Source organism: Pseudomonas lopnurensis (assembly GCF_015070855.1).
Lineage (GTDB): Bacteria > Pseudomonadota > Gammaproteobacteria > Pseudomonadales > Pseudomonadaceae > Stutzerimonas > Stutzerimonas lopnurensis.
In genome coordinates this window covers 1-19,820 of record NZ_JADDIX010000015.1, presented here as the reverse complement: position 1 = coordinate 19,820, position 19,820 = coordinate 1, and the positions used below count along the sequence as shown (strand labels likewise).

General features: G+C 67.8%; 14 protein-coding genes and 1 riboswitch. Of the genes, 12 read left to right on the top strand and 2 right to left on the bottom strand.

Annotated features, from left to right (window positions below; translation table 11 throughout):
• Positions 1 to 4: 4 nt before the first annotated feature.
• Genes IN820_RS03035 through greB form a run of 3 tightly spaced genes read left to right on the top strand, consistent with a single transcriptional unit; the run spans position 5 to position 3,729 of the window.
• The gene (locus tag IN820_RS03035) at positions 5 to 706 is read left to right on the top strand and encodes an ABC transporter ATP-binding protein (protein WP_193679568.1); all 702 of its coding nucleotides are present in this window, start codon (positions 5 to 7) and stop codon (positions 704 to 706) included.
• Entirely contained in the window at positions 703 to 3,192 is a 2,490-nt protein-coding gene (locus IN820_RS03030; protein ID WP_193679567.1) for an ABC transporter permease, read from the top strand. Before IN820_RS03035 ends, IN820_RS03030 begins: the two co-directional genes overlap by 4 nt.
• A 39-nt stretch (positions 3,193 to 3,231) precedes the next feature.
• Positions 3,232 to 3,729 carry a transcription elongation factor GreB gene (gene greB, locus IN820_RS03025; RefSeq protein ID WP_193679566.1) on the top strand — a complete coding sequence of 166 codons (498 nt, stop codon included), beginning with the start codon at positions 3,232 to 3,234 and terminating at the stop codon, positions 3,727 to 3,729.
• 129 nt (positions 3,730 to 3,858) lie between these two features.
• Here the strand turns inward: greB and IN820_RS03020 are convergent, their stop codons facing one another.
• Entirely contained in the window at positions 3,859 to 5,271 is a 1,413-nt protein-coding gene (locus IN820_RS03020; protein WP_193679565.1) for an MltF family protein, read from the bottom strand.
• Between the two features lie 177 nt (positions 5,272 to 5,448).
• Here IN820_RS03020 and IN820_RS03015 point away from each other — a divergent pair, with 177 nt between their 5' ends.
• The 9 genes from IN820_RS03015 to IN820_RS02975 all read left to right on the top strand — a co-directional run bounded on the left by IN820_RS03015 (position 5,449) and on the right by IN820_RS02975 (position 18,577).
• The gene (locus IN820_RS03015; RefSeq protein ID WP_193679564.1) at positions 5,449 to 6,255 is read left to right on the top strand and encodes a TatD family hydrolase; all 807 of its coding nucleotides are present in this window, start codon (positions 5,449 to 5,451) and stop codon (positions 6,253 to 6,255) included.
• A 101-nt stretch (positions 6,256 to 6,356) separates the two neighbouring features.
• Entirely contained in the window at positions 6,357 to 7,826 is a 1,470-nt protein-coding gene (locus IN820_RS03010) for a methyl-accepting chemotaxis protein (protein WP_193679563.1), read from the top strand.
• Between the two features lie 370 nt (positions 7,827 to 8,196).
• Positions 8,197 to 8,295: riboswitch (guanidine-I (ykkC/yxkD leader) on the top strand.
• Between the two features lie 163 nt (positions 8,296 to 8,458).
• On the top strand, positions 8,459 to 9,274 hold the full coding sequence (locus tag IN820_RS03005) for an ABC transporter permease (RefSeq protein ID WP_193679562.1): 816 nt from the start codon (positions 8,459 to 8,461) through the stop codon (positions 9,272 to 9,274).
• Positions 9,271 to 10,068, top strand: a complete 798-nt coding sequence (locus tag IN820_RS03000) for an ABC transporter ATP-binding protein (protein ID WP_193679561.1) — start codon at positions 9,271 to 9,273, stop codon at positions 10,066 to 10,068. The genes IN820_RS03005 and IN820_RS03000 overlap by 4 nt, the downstream gene beginning before the upstream one ends.
• Before the next feature lies 1 nt (position 10,069).
• Entirely contained in the window at positions 10,070 to 10,798 is a 729-nt protein-coding gene (locus IN820_RS02995; RefSeq protein ID WP_193679560.1) for an urea amidolyase associated protein UAAP1, read from the top strand.
• 13 nt (positions 10,799 to 10,811) lie between these two features.
• A complete protein-coding gene (locus IN820_RS02990; RefSeq protein ID WP_193679559.1) occupies positions 10,812 to 11,447 on the top strand; it encodes an urea amidolyase associated protein UAAP2 in 636 nt (211 codons plus the stop codon).
• 257 nt (positions 11,448 to 11,704) lie between these two features.
• The gene (gene uca, locus IN820_RS02985) at positions 11,705 to 15,379 is read left to right on the top strand and encodes an urea carboxylase (RefSeq protein WP_193679558.1); all 3,675 of its coding nucleotides are present in this window, start codon (positions 11,705 to 11,707) and stop codon (positions 15,377 to 15,379) included.
• A gap of 118 nt (positions 15,380 to 15,497) precedes the next feature.
• A complete protein-coding gene (gene atzF / locus IN820_RS02980) occupies positions 15,498 to 17,300 on the top strand; it encodes an allophanate hydrolase (RefSeq protein ID WP_193679557.1) in 1,803 nt (600 codons plus the stop codon).
• Positions 17,301 to 17,605: 305 nt separating this feature from the next.
• On the top strand, positions 17,606 to 18,577 hold the full coding sequence (locus tag IN820_RS02975; RefSeq protein WP_193679556.1) for an aldo/keto reductase: 972 nt from the start codon (positions 17,606 to 17,608) through the stop codon (positions 18,575 to 18,577).
• An 82-nt stretch (positions 18,578 to 18,659) separates the two neighbouring features.
• Here IN820_RS02975 and IN820_RS02970 read toward each other — a convergent pair.
• A partial coding sequence (locus IN820_RS02970; protein ID WP_193679555.1) for a DUF2235 domain-containing protein occupies positions 18,660 to 19,820 on the bottom strand: 1,161 nt, incomplete at its 5' end.

Sequence of the window (19,820 nt, the reverse complement as noted above, 5' to 3'; positions counted from 1 at the left end):
TCCATTGAACGCCAGCATTCTCAACGCCCGGCACCTTAGCAAAGTCGTACCCAGCGCGGAAGGCGAGCTGAGCATCCTTGCCGACCTTTCCCTGCAGTTGAACAAGGGCGATAGCCTGGCCATCGTCGGCACCTCCGGCTCCGGCAAATCCACCCTGCTCGGCCTGCTGGCCGGCCTGGACCTGCCGAGCTCGGGGGACGTGCACCTGGCCGGCCATGCGCTCGCGGAACTCGACGAGGACCAGCGCGCCCGCGTGCGCGCCGAGCATGTCGGCTTCGTCTTCCAGTCCTTCCAGTTGCTCGACAGCCTGAACGCATTGGAAAACGTCATGCTGCCGCTGGAGCTCGAAGGCCGCCGCGATGCCCAGGCCCGCGCCACCGAGCTGCTGGAACGGGTCGGCCTGGGCGCGCGCCTGCATCATCACCCGCGCCAGCTGTCCGGCGGCGAGCAGCAGCGGGTCGCGCTGGCGCGCGCGTTCGCCGCGGAACCCGACGTCCTCTTCGCCGACGAGCCCACCGGCAACCTGGACAGCCACACCGGCGCGCACATCACCGAACTGCTGTTCGAACTCAACCGCGAGCGCGGCACCACCCTGGTCCTGGTGACCCACGACGAGCGGCTGGCGCAACGCTGCCATCGCGTGTTGCGCCTGGAAGGCGGCCGCCAGGTCGACACCAGGCCCGGCGAACGGGCCGTACGCCAATGACCCGCCTGCTCGTCCTGGCCCTGAGGCAACTGCTGCGCGACGCCCGCGCCGGTGAACTGCGGGTGCTGTTCTTCGCCCTGCTGGTCGCGGTGGCGGCCAGTACCGCCATCGGCTATTTCAGCGCGCGGCTGAACGGCGCCATGCTGCTGCGCGCCAGCGAGTTTCTCGGCGCGGACATGGTACTGAGCGGCAGCGCCCCCGCCGCGCCCGAGCAGGTCGAAGCCGGCCAGCGCCTCGGGCTCGAGCATGCGCAGGTGGTGGAATTCTCCAGCGTGATCGCCACCGACGAGGCGCTGCAACTGGCCAGCGTCAAGGCGGCCGACAGCACTTATCCGCTGCGCGGCTCGCTGCGCAGTGCGCCTCGTCCCTACCAGGCCGAAGAAGCCACGCCGGGGCCCGGCCCGGGCGAAGCCTGGGCCGAAGCCCGGCTGTTCGCCGCCCTCGACCTGGCGATCGGCGACAGCATAGAAGTCGGCAGCAAGGCCCTGCGGCTGACCCGCGTGCTGACCTACGAGCCGGATCGGGTCGGCGATTTCTACAGCCTCACGCCCCGGGTGCTGATGCACCTCGACGACCTGGCCGCCACCGACATCGTCCAGCCCGGCAGCCGGGTCCGTTACCGCGAGCTCTGGCGCGGCGACGGCGAGGCGCTGGCCGCCTACCAGCAAGCACTGAAAGCGGGCCTGCAAGCGCACCAGCGCATCGAGACCGCCAGCGACAGCAACCGTCAAATCGGCGGTGCCCTGGGCCGTGCCGAGCGTTACCTGAACCTAGCCAGCCTGGCCGCGATCCTCCTGTCCGGGGTCGCCGTCGCCCTCTCGGCGGCCCGCTTCGCCGCCCGCCGTTTCGATGCCAGCGCGCTGCTGCGCTGCCTCGGGCTCTCTCGCCGCGACACCCTGCTGCTGTATGCCCTGCAACTCGGCATGCTCGGCCTGCTGGCCAGCCTGACCGGTGCATTGCTCGGCTGGGGCGCGCAGCATGGCCTGTTCTTCCTCCTGCGCGATCTGCTGGCCCAGGAAATCCCGCCGGGCGGGCTCTGGCCGGCCGCTGCGGGAATCGCCACTGGCCTGGTGGCCTTGACCGGCTTCGCCCTGCCACCGCTCGCCGCCCTTGGCCGGGTGCCGCCGCTGCGCGTTCTTCGTCGCGACCTGCTGCCCGTGCCACCCAGCGCCTGGCTGGTCTATGGCACGGCGATCCTTGCTCTGGGCCTGATCATGTGGCGCCTGAGCCTCGACCTGAAGATCACCCTGGCGCTGCTCGGCGGCGGTCTGCTCGCCACGCTGCTGCTGGGCGGCTCGCTGTTGCTGGGCCTGAAGGCCGCACGGCGCCTGCTGGCAGGCGCCGCGCTGAGCTGGCGGCTCGGGCTGGGCCAGCTCCTGCGCCATCCGCTCGCCGCCGCCGGACAGGCGCTGGCATTCGGGCTGATCCTGCTGGCCATGGCGCTGATCGCGTTGCTGCGCGGCGAGTTGCTGGACACCTGGCAGGATCAATTGCCGGACGACGCCCCCAACCATTTCGTGCTCAACGTACTGCCGGCCGAGAAGGATGCCTTCGCCGAGCGCATCGGCGCCCTGTCCGACCACGCCGCGCCGCTGTACCCGGTGGTTCCCGGGCGCCTGGTGGCGATCAACGACGAGCCGGTGCGCCAGTTGGTCAGCAAGGATTCCCAGGGCGAGCGGGCCATCCGCCGCGATCTCAGCCTGACCTGGTCGGCCGAGCTGCCGAAGGACAACCGGCTGATCGAAGGGCAATGGTGGGATGCGCGCGGGCAGGCGGAGCTGCCCGGCGTCTCGGTGGAGGCCGAGCTCGCCGAAAGCCTGCAGCTGAAGCTGGGCGACCGCCTGAGCTTCAGCGTCGGCGGCCTCGAGCGTGACGCGGTGGTGAGCAGCTTGCGCGAGGTCAACTGGGACAGCTTCCAGCCGAACTTCTACATGATCTTCGAGCCCGACACCCTGCAGGACATGCCCGCCACCTACATGACCAGCTTCCACCTGCCACCCGGCAAGGAACGCGAGCTGGTCGAGCTGGCACGCGCCTTCCCATCGGTGACCCTGCTGCAGGTCGAGGCGCTGCTCGCGCAACTGCGCAGCATCCTCGCGCAGGTTTCCCTGGCGGTGGAGTACGTGCTGCTGTTCGTCCTGGCGGCGGGCCTGGCGGTGCTGTTCGCCGGCCTGCAGGCGACCCTCGACGAACGCATCCGCCAGGGCGCCCTGCTGCGCGCACTGGGCGCCGAACGCCGTCTGCTGCTCAAGGCGCGACGCGCCGAATTCGGCCTGCTCGGCGCGGCCAGCGGTCTGCTCGCGGCGATCGGCTGCGAGCTGGTCAGCGCCCTGCTCTACCACTACGCCTTCGACCTGCGCTGGCAACCGCATCCCTGGCTGCTGGCATTGCCGATCATCGGTGCCCTGCTGGTCGGCAGCGCTGGCATCCTCGGCACCCGCCGGGCGCTGAATGCCAGCCCGTTGGCCGTGCTGCGCGACAGCTGAGCAGGTAGAATCGGCGCTTTTCAGCCAAGCCGGAATCACATGAGCCGCTACCGTCCGCCCCGCCCCGCTGGCACGCCGCTGATCACTCCCGAGGGGGAGGCGCGGTTGCGTGCCGAGCTGCATGAACTCTGGCACGTCAAGCGCCCGCAGGTGACGCAGTCGGTCAGCGAGGCGGCGGCCCAGGGCGACCGCTCGGAGAACGCCGAATACACCTACGGCAAGAAGATGCTGCGCGAGATCGACAGCCGGGTGCGCTTTCTCAGCAAGCGTCTGGAGAAGCTCAAGGTGGTCAGCGAGCGCCCCAGCGACCCGAACAAGGTGTATTTCGGGGCCTGGGTGACGCTGGAGGACGAGGACGGCGAGCAAGCGCGCTACCGCATCGTCGGTCCCGACGAACTGGACCTCAGGCAGGGCCTGATCAGCATCGATTCGCCGCTGGCGCGCGCCCTGGTCGGCAAAACACTGGATGCCGAGGTGCAGGTGCAGACGCCGACAGGTCCGAAGCTCTGGTACGTGGTCGCCATCGACTATCCATGACCGCAGGCGCCTGGAAGCACTGGATCGGCAACAGCACAACGGCACAGCGGGCTACGGCGCAGCGCCAGGAAAAGAACACGCCTGCAGCTGCAAGCGGCCGAGCCGCTCGCCGACAACCAGGGCGCCAGTTCAATTGATCGCGGTTTTTCGGTCCGTTTCGAGCAGATAGCGCTCGCGCTGGTAAGCCAGGTAATACTTGTTGACGCTGTTGACGTAGGCCACGACGCCCATGCCCGCGGTTTCCATGGCGATGCGCTCGACCTGGAAGAACCACTGGTCGGGGTTGAGGCCACGCCGCCGTGCCTCGGCGCGCATGCTCTGCACCCGCTGCGGCCCCATGTTGTAGGCGGCCAGCATGAAGGCCATGCGCTCGCGCTCGTTGAGCCGCGGGCTGGCGAAGAAACCGCGACGGAGGCTGGCCAGGTACTTCGCGCTGGCCTGCACGTTGTTATCCAGTCGCTGGAAGTCGCCGACGCCCATGGCGCGTGCGGTCGCCGGGGTCACCTGCATCAATCCGGTAGCGCCGGCGGCGCCGCGGGCCGCCGGATCGAGGGTCGATTCCTTGAAGGCCAGTGCGGCCAGGTTGAGCCAGTCCAGGTCGATCAGCTCGGCGTGATGCTGCAGCGTCGGGCGCACCTTTTCCAGCCGCTGGCGGCCGATCCGATCGAGCGGATACTGCACCTTGTACAGCCGCCGGTAGACCCGGACGAAGGTGGCATCCTGGTTCTCCGGCGCGCGGTAGCTTTTCAGGAAGCGATCGGCGCTGGCACGCAGCATGTTCGCTTGCTTCGGCAGGAACCAGTGCATGCCGGCCTTCTCGCCCAGGCTCAAGTGATGGTCGATGCGCAATTTGGGCATGACCTTGAGCCAGCGCTCGGCAATCGTCTGCTCCACGGCGGTGACCGGGTAGATGCCCGCCTGGACCATTTCCAGCACATCTTCGACCGCCAGCGTCGGATCGACCCACTCGACGATGATCGGCGCCCGCTTGCGCTCCATCAACTGCCTGTTCATCCGCGCCAACGCCGGCCCGGCGGCGCTGCCGGCCGGCAAGGCGATGCTGCGCCCGGATAGCTGCTCCAGGGTCTGATAGCGGCGACTGCCCTGGCGCGCCACCAGCACCAGTTGGACATCGCTGGCCACCGGACGGGTACGACTGATGCCATGCATACCAACCAGGCCGAGCATCTCGCCCGGCGCCACCATATCGCCCTCGCCCCGCTGCAGGGCGGCGAGCAACTGGTCCTTGGCCTTGGGGATGATCTTCAGCGTGATCGCGCGGCCGGCCGCGGCATCCCGGTTCAGGTATCGCTCGAAGGCGCGCAGACGCGCATATTCGATGCCGATCACCTCGCCTTTCACTTCTCCGGAACTGTTGCGGCTCTGGTTGACCAGCACCCGCAGCACGCCGTTGCGGCGAATCTCGGCCAGATCACGTACCGTGGTCGTTGCCTGCCAGGCCTCCGGTCCCGCCACCCGCGCGCTCGCCGTCACCGGCAACAGCGCCAGCAGGCAGAACAGAAGTGGCAACAATCGTGACATGGAAGACACACCGAAACGTAGACATAGGGAATGTAACGCGGAGCTCCGTGCCGCAAAGGCGGCAAAGATTCTCACAGCATGGGGGCTTCTGCCAATTTCACCTTGATAGGCGGTTTAGCTATATATTCCACACCACTGTTTTCATTGAATATTTATAACCAGCGCGCAGGAGTCCTCATGCAGCTCGTCGACATCGGCGTCAATCTGACTCACCCGACATTCGCCGCCGACCCACGCGCGGTGCTCGAGCGCGCCCGGGCTGCCGGCGTTGCGCAGATGCTGCTGACCGGAACCAGCCTCGCGGAAAGCGAAGCCGCATTGACGCTCTGCCGGGAGCTGGACGAAACGGGCCGCACGCTGTTCAGCACCGCCGGCATCCACCCGCATGATGCCAGCCAGTGGACCGCCGACAGCGCCAGCCAACTGCGCGCGCTGCTGAGCGAACCGGAGGTGCGCGCGGTCGGCGAATGCGGCCTGGACTTCAATCGCGACTTCTCGCCACGCCCGCGTCAGGAGCAGGCCCTGGAAGAACAGCTGCAGCTCGCGGTGGAGCTGCACTTGCCGGTATTTCTCCACGAGCGCGACGCCGATGAGCGGCTGGTGGCGATCCTGCGCCCGTTCCGCGACCGACTCAAGGCCGCCGTGGTGCACTGCTTCACCGGCGACAAGCGGGCGCTCTACGCCTACCTCGATCTCGACCTGCACATCGGCATCACCGGCTGGATCTGTGACGAACGCCGCGGCACCCATCTGCATCCACTGGTACGCGAAATACCTGCAGGCCGCCTGATGCTCGAAAGCGACGCGCCCTACCTGCTGCCACGCTCGCTGCGGCCGAAGCCGAAGAGCGGCCACAACGAACCGGCCTACCTGCCGGAAGTCCTGCGCGAAGTGGCGCGCCATCGCGGCGAGAGCGAAGAGCACCTGGCGGCCCATACGACGCGGTGCGCGCGGGCCTTCTTCGGCCTGCCCGCACTCGACTGATTCACAAAATCCATTCAAGCTCCGCGCGTAGCGGCCGTTAAGCCTTGAGTCCACCGGAGCGACTGCAGCGCCCCGGCAATCACTACAGAAGAAGAGCAGTCATGGCAGTCTGGATTCGCGATCTCTCGCTGAAGTACAAGTTCTGGGCCCTCAACATGGTGACCTTCGTCATCGCACTATTGCTGGTGCTCTATGCCATCCAGCTGGAACAGGGCGCCCGCAGCGAGGATGCGCGAGCCACTGCCCAGGCCCGCGCCGAATTGCTGGCCGCTTGGCCGGCAGCCGCGACGTTGCCGCAGGGCCAGGACCTGATCGTCTTCCAGGCCGGTCAGCGCGCCGTGGTCGACGGCCAGCCCGTCGCCGACAGCGGCTGGACGCCACTGGCACACGACCGTCTGTTCGCCAGCACGCCGCTGACCGGCGCGCAGGTGGTTTCCCGACCCGATGGGCAGAAGCTCGCCGTCCTCGCCCGCACCCCAAGCGCCAGGGAGGTTCTCGGCCAGCACTTCTTCAGCTACGCCGGCGCGGTCGCGGTGCTCATGCTCGGCCTGCTCGCCGCCTCGCAACTGCTGATCCGCTTCCTGCTCAGCCACCTCAACACGCTCAAGGACGTCATGCTGCACGTGGAGCGCAGCGGCGACCTGCAAGCACGCGTGCCGCTGGACAGCCGCGACGAGGTCGGCCAGATGGCCAGCGCCTTCAACGCCATGCAGAGCGGCTACCAACGCGTCGTCGGCACCGTCGCCCAGGCCGCAGCGCGCCTCGACGAAGGCGCCAGCCGCCTGGCCGCGAGCATGGACGAGGTGCGCCAGGGCATGCTCGGCCAGCAGAGCGAGACCGACCAGGCCGCCACCGCCATCAACGAAATGAGCACCACCGTCTACCACATCGCCGAACATGCCGGCGATACCCGCGACCAGTCACAGAACGCCGACCGCCTGGCCGGCGACGGCCACCGTGTGGTCGGGCGCGTGGAGAAATCCATCTCCAGCCTGTCACAGGGCGTGCAGCAGACCGGCGAAATGATCGAGCAGCTCGCCGCCGACAGCCAGAAGATCAACGGCGTGGTCAGCGTCATCCACAGCATCGCCGAACAGACCAACCTGCTCGCGCTCAATGCCGCCATCGAAGCGGCACGCGCCGGCGAGATGGGCAGGGGCTTCGCCGTGGTCGCCGACGAGGTGCGCAACCTGGCCAGACGCGTGCAGGACTCGACCGACGAGATCACCCAGATGATCACCAATCTGCAGGCCATGACCCGCGATGCCGTGGAGTTCATGCAGGAGAGTTCGCTCAAGGCCGACGATTGCGTGCGCGAAGCGGGGGAAGCGGCCCTGGCGCTGGAGGCCATCACCGGCGCGGTGGCGCAGATGCGCGAGAGCAATACCCAGATCGCGGTCGCCGCCGAGCAGCAGAGCCAGGTCGCCGAAGAACTCAACCGCTCGGTGACCGGCATCCGCGACGTCACCGAACGGACCGTCGACCAGACCGTCGCCTCGGCCACCACCAGCGCGGAACTGGCGGCGCTGTCGGCCGAACTGAGCCGGGCCATCCATCAGCTGAAGCTCTGATCCCTCGCGCGTATTCGCAGAAGCGCGCCATGCGCGCGAATCGAGACTCGATATGCACTGGTGGGCTGAAGCCCACCCTACAGCAAGCGACGGGGCAGTTGCCCTGGTCCGGACCCTTCCCCAGCCCTGCGAACAAAGCCCATACAAAGGCGCGCCCACGCCTGCCTGCCAGGCCGCTGCAGTGCTGAATCACTGCCTCACCTGCCGCGCAAGAAAAGCGCGCACTCCTTTCGATAAGAGCACCACGATGGTGCACCCGTATCCCATCAGCTCGCTCCCAGCGTCCCGGAATACGGGCCTCCACCGCTTGGCACCGCTCTTGCTATGACCAGGGTGCAGGAAGCTGCAACTCATGGAACGAGAAAAATCTGAAATAGCCGACTAGGGTTCCGGCTCGCGTTGCGAGTGGCTGGTCCGAGAGTTGGCGACCTCCAGTGAGGTTACACGGCGGGACAAAAGCCCGGGAGAAGAGCGTCATGCCACGCAGCTCCTGCGCTATTCCCACACACTGGAGGGTTTGCCATGTGCCCATTCGAATCGGCTCTGCCGGTCACTGTCCTGCCGCATATTGGCGCATTAGCCGCTCGTAGCGCTATCAACCGCATGCCGCTCGCGGTGCCGGGGGCATGCCCATGCGCCTGATCAATCGCTCACCGAGCCGCAGTGGCTGGCTGGCACTGGCCGTACTGCCCTTCGTCCTGCTGCTGGCGCTCTACCTGACCCACTCGGCCCAGCGCCTGGAACTCAACCCCAACGACAAACTGCTGCCCAGCTTCGGCCAGATGAGCGCAGCCGTCGAACGCCTCGCCTTCACCCCCGACAAGCGTTCCGGCGACTACCTGTTCTGGCAGGACACCGCCTCCAGCCTGAAACGCCTCGGCACCGGCCTCGCCATCGCCGCTGTCGCCGGCCTCTGCCTGGGCGTCGCCGCCGGCACCCTGCCGCTGTTCGCGGCGCCGCTGTCGCCCTTGCTCACGGTGCTTTCGATGGTGCCGCCGCTGGCGATCCTGCCCATCCTGTTCATCGTCTTCGGTCTCGGCGAGCTGTCCAAGGTGATGCTGATCGTCATCGGCATCACGCCGATCCTGGCCCGCGACCTGGAACAGCGCGCCCGGGAAATCCCCCGCGAGCTGCTGATCAAGGCGCAGACCCTGGGCGCCAACACCTGGACGCTGATCCTGCGCCTGGTCCTGCCGCAGCTGATGCCGCGCCTGCTGATCAGCCTGCGCCTGGTGCTGGGTTCGGCCTGGCTGTTCCTCATCGCCGCCGAAGCCATCGCCTCCACCGACGGTCTGGGCTACCGCATCTTCCTCGTGCGCCGCTACATGGCGATGGACGTGATCCTGCCCTACGTAGCCTGGATCACCCTCCTGGCCTGGGCCATGGACTACCTGCTGCGGTGCCTCACCCGCCTGCTGTTCCCCTGGTACGAAGGAGCCAAGGCATGAGCGACAAGAAGAGCGAAGCCGGCGCATTCATCCAGGTCAAAAATGTCTGGCAGCAGTACGGTGACCAGGTGGTGCTGGAACGCCTGAACCTGAGCATCGCCGAAGGCGAGTTCTGCACCCTGGTCGGCGCCTCCGGCTGCGGCAAATCCACCTTTCTGCGGTTGCTGCTCGGCCAGGAAGCCCCCAGCCGCGGCGAAATCCTGCTGGACGGCCAGCCGCTGGCCGACGAGCCGGACGCCAGCCGTGGCGTGGTCTTCCAGCGCTACTCGGTGTTCCCGCACCTGTCGGTGCTGGACAACGTCACGCTCGGCCTGGAGCTGCCGCGCGCACCGCTGCTGGGCCGCCTGCTCGGCCGCGGCAAGCGCGACGCCCGCGAACAGGCGGCGCAGATGCTGCACAAGGTCGGCCTCGGCCACGCGCTGGACAAGTACCCGGCGCAGCTTTCCGGTGGCATGCAGCAGCGCCTGGCGATTGCCCAGGCACTGATCATGAAACCCCGCGTGCTGCTGCTCGACGAGCCCTTCGGCGCACTCGACCCGGGCATTCGCAAGGACATGCACGCGCTGCTGCTGGAACTGTGGCGGGAAACCCGGCTGACGGTGTTCATGGTCACCCACGACCTCTCGGAAGGCTTCACCCTCGGCAGCCGCATCCTGGTCTTCGACAAGCCGCGCATCGATCCCCACGCACCGGGCGCCTATGGCGCACGGGTGACCTACGACATTCCGCTGAACGATGGCCGCCGCGCACCCGCCGCTGCCGGCCCTTTTCGAACTGCCTATCAAGGAGCCTGACATGAGCGCTTCCCTCAGCCTGCGCCCGACTCTCTACGAGGAAGCCGTCCCCGGTGGCGGCCATACCTCCTTCGTGCTCAAGCGCGGCCAGTTGCTGCGCATCACCGACATCCAGGGCGGTGCCAACGTCAGCCTGCTGCTGTTCAACGCCCAGGAGAAGAGCGAACGGCTGAACCTGCCGGACACCCTCAAGTGCCAGCACACCGCCAAACTCACCGCCGGCCACTGCCTGTACTCGGACATGGGCCGCGTGCTCGCCGCGATCACCGCCGACACCTGCGGCTGGCACGACAGCTTCGGCGGCGTGCTGAATGCCGAGGAGGTGCGGGAAAAGTACGGCGAAGGCCGCTACCAGGAACTGCGCAACGGCTTCTTCCGCAACGGCACGGACAACCTGCTGGTGGAAATGGGCAAGTGGAACCTGAACGTCCAGGACCTGCTGATGGTGCTCAACCTGTTCAGCAAGGTCACCGTGGATGCCGACGGCGGCTTCGCCTTCGAGCCCGACAATTCCCGCGCCGGCGACTACGTCGAACTCTACGCGCCGATGGACACGCTGGTGGTGCTCACCGCCCTGCAGCACCCGCTGGATCCGAACCCGGCCTACGCGCCCAAGCCGGTGCAGCTCAGCTGGCAGAGGGTCGAGAGCGACGGCATCAGCGTGCTCTGCCGCACCTCGCGCCCGGAGAACGGCCGCGGCTTCCACAACACCGAACGGCTGTACATCTGAGGAGGATGCCGACATGACTATCGTGGAAAGCAGTCTGCACCCCGAAACGGCGGTGTTTCGCCATACCATCCCCGCCGGCGAGCCCTACCTCTTCGAGGTCAAGGCCGGCCAGACCCTGCGCCTGCTGGACGTCGAGGGCAACCAGGCCATCGACACCCTGTTCTTCGCCGCGAACAACCCACGCGAGCGCTTCGACCCGCAGCGCACCCTGCGCCGGCAGAACAAGGTCTACCTCACCACCGGCACGGTGCTCTATTCCAACCTCGGAAATCCGCTGGCGACCATCGTCGCCGACACCTGCGGCCGCCACGACACCCTCGGCGGCGCCTGCGCCCAGGAAAGCAACACCGTGCGCTACGCGCTGGACAAGCGCTACATGCACAGCTGCCGCGACAACTTCCTGCGCGCCAGCCTGCACGACGGCCGCCTGGGCAAGCGCGACATCGGTGCCAACATCAACTTCTTCATGAACGTCCCGGTGACGCCCGAAGGCGGCCTGACCTTCGAGGACGGCCTCTCCGCCCCGGGCAAGTACGTCGAACTGCGCGCCGAGATGGACGTGATCGTGCTGATCTCCAACTGCCCGCAGTTGAACAACCCGTGCAACGGCTGGAACCCGACCCCGGCCGAGGTGCTGGTGTGGGATTGAGGCAGCCGCAAGCGGCAAGCAGAGCAAGAGCAAAGCAAGCTCCGTAGGGTGGGCTTCAGCCCACCATGGGGGCCGAATCGCTGGCTGGTGGGCTGAAGCCCACCCTACGACTACGAACCCGACGCCAGCGGCTCAGGCCAGGGCAGAACAGCTTGTCGCTTGCAGCTTGAAGCTTGTCGCTATCCATCCCCCCGGACGGCCGGGGCGATGAACGAATGAAGGCGGGACGACCCGCCCAGCCCTTCGAGGGTAATGGAATGTTTGAAAAGCTCCTGATCGCCAACCGCGGCGCCATCGCCTGCCGCATCCTGCGCACCTTGAAGGCCCTGGACTGCCAGGGCGTGGCCGTCTACTCCGAGGCCGATGCCGCCAGCCTGCATATCCAGCAGGCCGATGAGGCGTATTCGCTGGGTGACGGTCCCGCTGCGCAAACCTATCTGCTGGTGGACAAGATCCTCGACGTCGCCCACAAGACCGGCGCCAAGGCCATCCACCCCGGCTACGGCTTTCTCTCGGAGAACGCCGCCTTCGCCGAAGCCTGCGAGGCGGCCGGTATCGCCTTCGTCGGCCCGACGCCCGAGCAGTTGCGGGTGTTCGGCCGCAAGCACACCGCCCGTGCCCTGGCCAAACAGCACGGTGTACCGATGCTCGAAGGCACCGAGTTGCTGGAAAACCTCGACGCGGCGCTGGCCGCAGGCGAAACGGTCGGCTACCCGGTGATGCTGAAAAGCACCGCCGGCGGCGGCGGCATCGGCATGCGCGTGTGCCGCTCGGCGACCGAACTGTCGGACGCCTTCGAAGCGGTCAAGCGGCTGGGGCAGAACAACTTCAGCGACTCGGGCGTGTTCATCGAAAAATACATCCAGCGCGCCCGCCACCTGGAGGTGCAGGTGTTCGGCGACGGCGCCGGCGAGGTGATCGCCCTCGGCGTGCGTGACTGCTCGGTGCAGCGGCGCAACCAGAAGGTGCTGGAGGAAACCCCGGCGCCGAACCTGCCGGCGGGCATGGCCGAAGCGTTGTGCGCGGCGGCGATCAAGCTGGCAAAAGCGGTCAACTACCGCAGCGCTGGCACCGTCGAGTTCGTCTACGACGCCGAGGCCCAGCACTTCTACTTCCTCGAAGTGAACACCCGCCTGCAGGTCGAGCACGGCGTCACCGAGCAGGTCTGGGGCGTCGACCTGGTGCGCTGGATGATCGAACTGGCCGCCGGCGACCTGCCGCCGCTGGCCGAACTGGTGAAGGATCTCAAGCCCAGCGGCCACGCCATCCAGGCGCGCCTGTACGCCGAGGATCCGGGCCGCGACTTCCAGCCGAGCCCGGGCCTCTTGACCGCCGTGGATTTTCCCGAGGCCGACGGCAAGACACTGCGCATCGATACCTGGGTCGAGGCCGGCTGCGAGATTCCGCCGTACTTCGACCCGATGATCGCCAAGCTCATCACCAGGGCGCCGGATCGCGAGGCGGCCCGCGCCGCGCTCGACGCCGCGCTGGGCGATTCCATCCTGTACGGCGTGGAGACCAACCGCGACTACCTGCGGCAGATCCTCGCCTACGCGCCCTTCGCCGAAGGCAACCCCTGGACCCGCTGCCTGGAAGGGCTGAGCTACCAGGCGACCACCTTCGAAGTGATCAGTGCCGGCACCCAGACCAGCGTGCAGGATTTCCCTGGCCGCCTCGGCTACTGGGCCGTGGGCGTGCCGCCGTCAGGCCCGATGGACAGCCGCGCGCTGCGCCTGGGCAACGCCCTGTTGGGCAACCCGGCCGATGCCGCGGGCCTGGAAATCACCATGAGCGGGCCGACCCTGCGCTTCAACTGCGACGCCGTGGTGGCGGTGACCGGCGCCGAGATTCCGGTCAGGCTCGACGACGTGCCGCAGCCCATGTGCACCGCCCTCTTCGTTCCGGCCGGCAGCACCCTGGCCATCGGCACCATCGCCGGCGCCGGTGCACGCAGCTACCTCTGCCTGCGCGGCGGTGTACAGGTGCCGGATTATCTGGGCAGCAGGAGCACCTTCACCCTCGGCCAGTTCGGCGGGCATGCCGGCCGCGCCCTGCGCGCCGGCGACGTGCTGCACCTTGCCCCGCTCGCCGACCCCACGGCCGGAGCCAGCCTGTCGCCCGCGCAGTGCAACGCGCTGCCGGCGGTGCGCGAACTCAGGGTTATCTATGGCCCGCACGGCGCGCCGGAATACTTCACCCAAGGTTATATCGAGACCTTCTTCGCCACCGACTGGGAAGTGCACTTCAACTCCAGCCGCACCGGCGTGCGCCTGATCGGCCCCAAGCCGGAATGGGTGCGCGACAGCGGCGGCGAGGCCGGCCTGCATCCCTCCAACATCCACGACAACCCCTACGCCATCGGTGCGGTGGACTTCACCGGCGACATGCCGGTGATCCTCGGCCCGGACGGCCCGAGCCTGGGCGGCTTCGTCTGCCCGGTGACCATCATCGAGGCCGACCTCTGGCAGCTCGGCCAACTGAAAGCCGGCGACAAGGTGCGCTTCGTGCCGGTGGATATCGCCACGGCGCGGGAGTTGGCCAAGGCGCTGGATGAGGAATGCACCCGCTTTTGTAGGAGCGAGCTTGCTCGCGAAGGCTTCACCTCCGAGGTCGACCGGTTCGCGAGCGAGGGCTACGGCGCCCCCCTCGCTCCTACGATGACGGCAAGGGCTTCGGCCCTCACCTCCCCCATCATCCTCGACCTCGGCCAGGCCGACACCCGCCTGGTGGCACGCCTGTCCGGCGACACCCACCTGCTGCTGGAAATCGGCCAGCCCGAGTTGGACCTGGTGCTGCGCTTTCGCGGCCACGCGTTGATGCAGGCGCTGCAAGCCAAGGCGCTGGCGGGCGTAATCGACCTGACACCCGGCATCCGTTCGCTGCAGGTGCACTACCAGCCGGAAACCCTGCCGTTGCAGACGCTGCTCGACACCGTCGCCGGCCTGTGGGACGCGGTGTGCTCGGCGCGCGACCTCAAGGTCCCCTCGCGTATCGTGCACCTGCCGTTGTCCTGGGACGACCCGGCCTGCCAGCGGGCCATCGAGAAGTACATGACCACGGTGCGCAAGGACGCCCCCTGGTGCCCGAGCAACCTGGAGTTCATTCGCCGCATCAACGACCTGCCGAACCTCGACGCGGTGCATCGCACGGTGTTCGAGGCCAGCTACCTGGTGATGGGCCTGGGCGACGTCTACCTCGGGGCGCCGGTGGCCACCCCGCTGGACCCACGACACCGGCTGGTCACCACCAAGTACAACCCGGCACGCACCTGGACCGCGGAAAACTCGGTGGGCATCGGCGGCGCCTACATGTGCGTGTACGGCATGGAAGGCCCCGGCGGCTACCAGTTCGTCGGTCGCACCCTGCAGATGTGGAACCGCTACCGCGCGGTCGCGGCGTTCGGTGGCCAGCCCTGGCTGCTGCGCTTCTTCGACCAGATCCGCTTCTACCCGGTCTCGGCTGAAGAACTGCTGAAGATCCGCCGCGACTTCCCGCTGGGGCGCTACCCGCTGAAGATCGAGGAGACCGAGTTGCGGCTGTCCGACTACCAGGCCTTCCTCGACCGCGAAGCCGAGGGCATCGACGCCTTCCGCACCCAGCAGCGCGCCGCCTTCGACGCCGAGCGCCAGCGCTGGATTGCCTCCGGCCAGGCACATTTCGAGAGCGAGGAAGTCGCCGCCGACCTCGGCGAAGACACCCCGCTCGGCACCGGTGAGCACGGCATCGAAAGCCACATCGCCGGCAACCTCTGGCAGGTCTCGGTCGCCGAGGGCGAGCGAGTGGAAGCCGGCGACGTGCTGGTGATCCTCGAAAGCATGAAGATGGAAATCCCGCTCACCGCCCCGGTCGCCGGCGTGGTGAAGGAGGTCCGCGTGCAACCCGGCTCGCCCGTGCGCGCCGGCCAGCGCGTGGTGGTGATCGAGGAAGCCTGACGCCGAACAACGTAGGGTGGATCACGCTTCACCGATCCACCAACCGGCCCGCAGGGCCGGCCCGAACATCAACGGTGGAAAAGGCTGCGCCGTTTTCCACCCTACGAAGGACACGAGCATGAACGACACATTCGACCTGCGCCTCGACACCCTGCGCGCCGCCTATGTCGCCGGTGAAACCACCCCGCGCCGGCTGATCGCCGAACTGCGCGACAAGGCCGCCGCCCTCAATCCCGAATTCAAGCTGTTCATCCACCTGCTGACCACCGAGGAGCTGGAACCCTACCTCGCCGCCCTCGACGGCAAGTCGCCCGCCGAGCTGCCGCTCTACGGCATCCCCTTCGCCATCAAGGACAACATCGACCTGGCCGGCATCCCCACCACCGCCGCCTGCCCGGCCTTCGCCTACATGCCCGAGACCAGCGCGACCCTCGTCGAGCAACTGATCGCCCTCGGCGCCGTGCCGCTGGGCAAGTGCAACCTCGATCAGTTCGCCACCGGCCTCAACGGCACCCGCTCGCCCTACGGCGAATGCCGCAACAGCGTGCACCCGGACTACCCGTCCGGCGGCTCCAGCGCCGGCTCCTCGCTGGCCGTGGCGCTGGGCGTGGCCAGCTTCGCGCTGGGCACCGACACCGCCGGTTCCGGCCGGGTGCCGGCGGCGCTGAACAACCTGGTGGGCCTCAAGGCCAGCAAGGGCCTGGCCTCCACCGCCGGCGTGGTGCCGGCCTGCCGCACGCTCGATTGCGTCACCTACTTCACCGCCACCGCCGCCGAGGCCAGCCAGTTGCTGGCGCTGACCGCCCGGCTCGACCCGCGCGACGAATACAGCCGCGCCAACCCGGCGTGGAACGACGGCTCGGCCTTCGGCAAGGTCGCCCGCTTCCGCTTCGGCGTGCCGAAGCCGCTGGAGTTTCTCGGCTGCCCGCAAAGCCCCGCGCTGTTCGCCGCCACCGTCGAGCAACTGCAGGCAATCGGCGGCGAACGGGTGGAGATCGACTTCGCGCCCTTCCTCGAAGCCGCCCGCCTGCTCTACGAAGGCCCCTGGGTCGCCGAGCGCTACAGCGTCGCCGGCGAGCTGATCGAACAACAGCCCGACGCCGTGCTGCCGGTGATCAAGGCCGTGCTGGAAAAGGCGCCCGGCACCACCGCCGTGCAACTGTTCCGCGCCCAGTACCGCCTGCAGCAGCTCAAGGCCATCTGCGACCGGATCATGGCCGAGGTGGACTGCGTGCTCACCCCGGCCTATCCGCGCCCGGTGACCCTGGACGAGCTGCATGCCGAGCCGGTCAAGCGCAACTCGGACCTGGGCTACTACACCAACTTCATGAACATGCTGGACTATGCCGCGGTGGCGGTACCGGCCGGGGTCATGGACAACGGCCTGCCCTGGGGCGTGACCCTGTTCGGCCGGGTGTTCACCGACCAGTACCTGCTGAGCCTGGCCGACGCCCTGCAGCGCCGGACCGCGCTGCCGCTGATCGGCGGCAACGCCTTCGTCACCCCCGCGCCGACCACGCCGGCGCGCAACGACCGCGCCCGTATCGTCGTCTGCGGTGCGCACCTGGATGGCCTGCCGCTGAACGGGCAGCTCAGGCAGCGCAGCGGCCGGCTGCTCGAATCCACCCAGAGTTCGCCGGACTACCGGCTCTACGCCCTGGCCGGCGGCCCGCCGTTGCGCCCAGGCATGGTGCGCGTCGCCGAGGGCGGTACGGCGATCGAGGTGGAGGTCTGGGAGATTCCCGGCAGCGAGCTCGGCTCCTTCCTCACCGGCATCCCTGCGCCGCTCGGCCTGGGCAAGGTGCAGCTGGCCGACGGGCGCTGGGAGACCGGGTTCATCTGCGAACCCTATGGCCTGGAGGGTGCACAGGACATCAGCGCATTCGGCGGCTGGCGCGCCTACCTGAAGAGCCGGGGCTGAGCGCCCCGGTCACCACGTTCGGAATCCTGCATCCTCAGGCGAAGAAATGTTTTCATGCCCACCGTTTGGCTCGGTGCCGGCCATGTTCGGCGGGTTATAACCCGCCCTGCATTCGGCTGAAGCGCCCCGACTGGGACGCGATCATCCCTGAGCCAGCTTGCTGGCGATCCGTCGACCAACCGCCAGCAAGAACCAGGCATCCCCCAGGCTCTTCCCCCCAACGGCCCGGAACATCCGTTCGGCGCTGTCCTCCCATGCAATACCCGGCCGATCTCGGCCTCGACTGCATCGTAAGGAGGACCGCCATGCGCATCACCCTGCCACGTATCGGTCTCGGCGGCGCGCCGCTGGGCAACATGTTCCACCCGATCAGCGAAGAAACCGCCGACGCCACGCTCGATGCCGCGTGGGACGCGGGTTTCCGCTACTACGACGTATCCCCGCATTACGGTGCCGGCCTCGCCGAAGCCCGCTTCGGACGCCTGCTCAGCCACAAGCCGCGCGACGAATTCGTGCTGAGCAGCAAGGTCGGCCGCCTGCTACGGCCGAGCGACCAGCCGGAAAACGCCAAGCCCTTCGTCGACGAACTGCCCAACGAACGCGTGCCGGACTATTCCGCCGACGGCGCGCGCCGCTCCATCGAGGACAGCCTCAAGCGCATGGGTGTCGATCGCCTCGACCTGGTGTTCATCCACGACGTCTCCGAGGATCAATGGGGCCCGCAGTGGCGCGATTACTTCCAGCAGGCCATGAACGGCGCGGCCAAGGCGCTCACGCAGATGCGCGAGGAAGGCGCGATCCGCGGCTGGGGCCTGGGGGTCAATCTGGTCGAGCCGTGCCGCATGGCCCTGGAGCAGAGCGACCCGGACCTGTTCCTGCTGGCGGGGCGCTATTCGCTGCTGGAGCACGACGAAGCGCTGGATACGCTCTTCCCGGCCTGCCGCGAGCGTGGCGTCGGCATCGTCGTCGGCGGGCCGTTCAACTCCGGCGTGCTGGCCGGCGGCAGCCACTACGAATACGACCAGATCCCGGCGGCCATCAGCGAACGCAAGCAGCGACTGGAGGCCATCGCCGAACGCCACGGGGTCGACCTGCGCACCGCCGCCCTGCACTTCTGCCTGGCCAATCCGGTGGTGGCTTCGGTCATTCCCGGCACGGCAAACCCCGCGCGGCCGCAACAGTACATGGACTATTTCAACGCCCAGGTGCCCGCCGAGTTCTGGCGGGACCTGGTCGACCAAGGCCTGTTGCGCGCGGACGTACCGCTGCCAACGTGAAGCATCGCAGACATATCGCCCCCGCTTCGGCCGCGAGAACCCGCCGCATCGGCAGGAGCGCGGCCGAAGCGCGAGCAGGCGCTCATACCGCATCCGCAAGGTCGAAGCCGCGGATATCGAAGTAGCGCTGCCCGCCCAATGCCTTCGCCGAGCGCTGGGCCGTGCTCTGTACCAACTGGTCGTGGACGAAGTGGCCGAACAACAGGCTCACCTCGTCCGGCAGCGGCTGGGGTCGTTCGTTGAACCACTCGTGATCCAGCAGTACGTTCCACACGTCGAGTTGCCGCGCGCCGCCCGCCGCCGCGTAAGCGTACTCCGCCCGGGCGGCGCGCATGCGGCGGGCCTCGCTGTCCACGTCCTCCAGCCAGCCCAGTTGCGCCCGCAGCGCCTCGCGTTCGGCCTGCAGCGCCCCGCTGCGTTCGAGGCGGGCCAGTTTGTGCTCCCGGCTTTCCTGCGGGAGCCCAAGCAGGCCGCGGCCATTGCCTGACTGGAACTGGCTGGCATGCAGGCGATCCTCCTCTTCGCCGATCTCGCGCAGGCGCTGCGCATAGGGTCGCCAGAGCGCCGCCAACCAGCGGATATACAGGCGCATATGGCCGAGGAAGAGGCCCTGCTGGCCCAGACCCAGCCCACGCAGTTGCGCGATGCTGAGTTCCGCCGCGCGCTGGTAGTGCCTGACCAGTGCATGGGCGTTCTTGCCGGCGATATGGTCGTTGAAGGTGAACAAGGCGGCGGTATCGGCATCCTTTTCATGCAGATCTTCGAGATGAGGGAAAGGCACACCGGCGCGGAACGCCGCCTGGTACATGCGGTGCAGGCTGACCAGCGCCAGTTCGGCGCTGGGCTTCTGCTCGCCGGGCAACAGGCTACCGCCGACGTCCTCGCTGACGCCGGGCATCAACTCCTCGCGCCATTTCGGATTACCCGTGCCAAGCAGATGGGCGCGACGATAGAAACGCCGTTCATGGGCCGCGACCAGATGCAAGGCCTGGCGTACCTGTGGGGGCAGGCCATCGGCATTGCCCAGCACGTTACGCAACGGGCCGAGCAGCAACTCGTCGAGTAGCGGAACCTCGATATGGCTGCGATCCACCGCATCGAACAAGCCGGCGAACAGCACCACCAGACGAATGCCCTGGTACTCCACCTTCTCGCCATCGATCAGGCAGCGCGCCAGCAGGCGGTGCAGAAAGCCACGTGCCAGGGTGACGCCGTAGTCGAAGCCATGGACCGACAGTTCGAT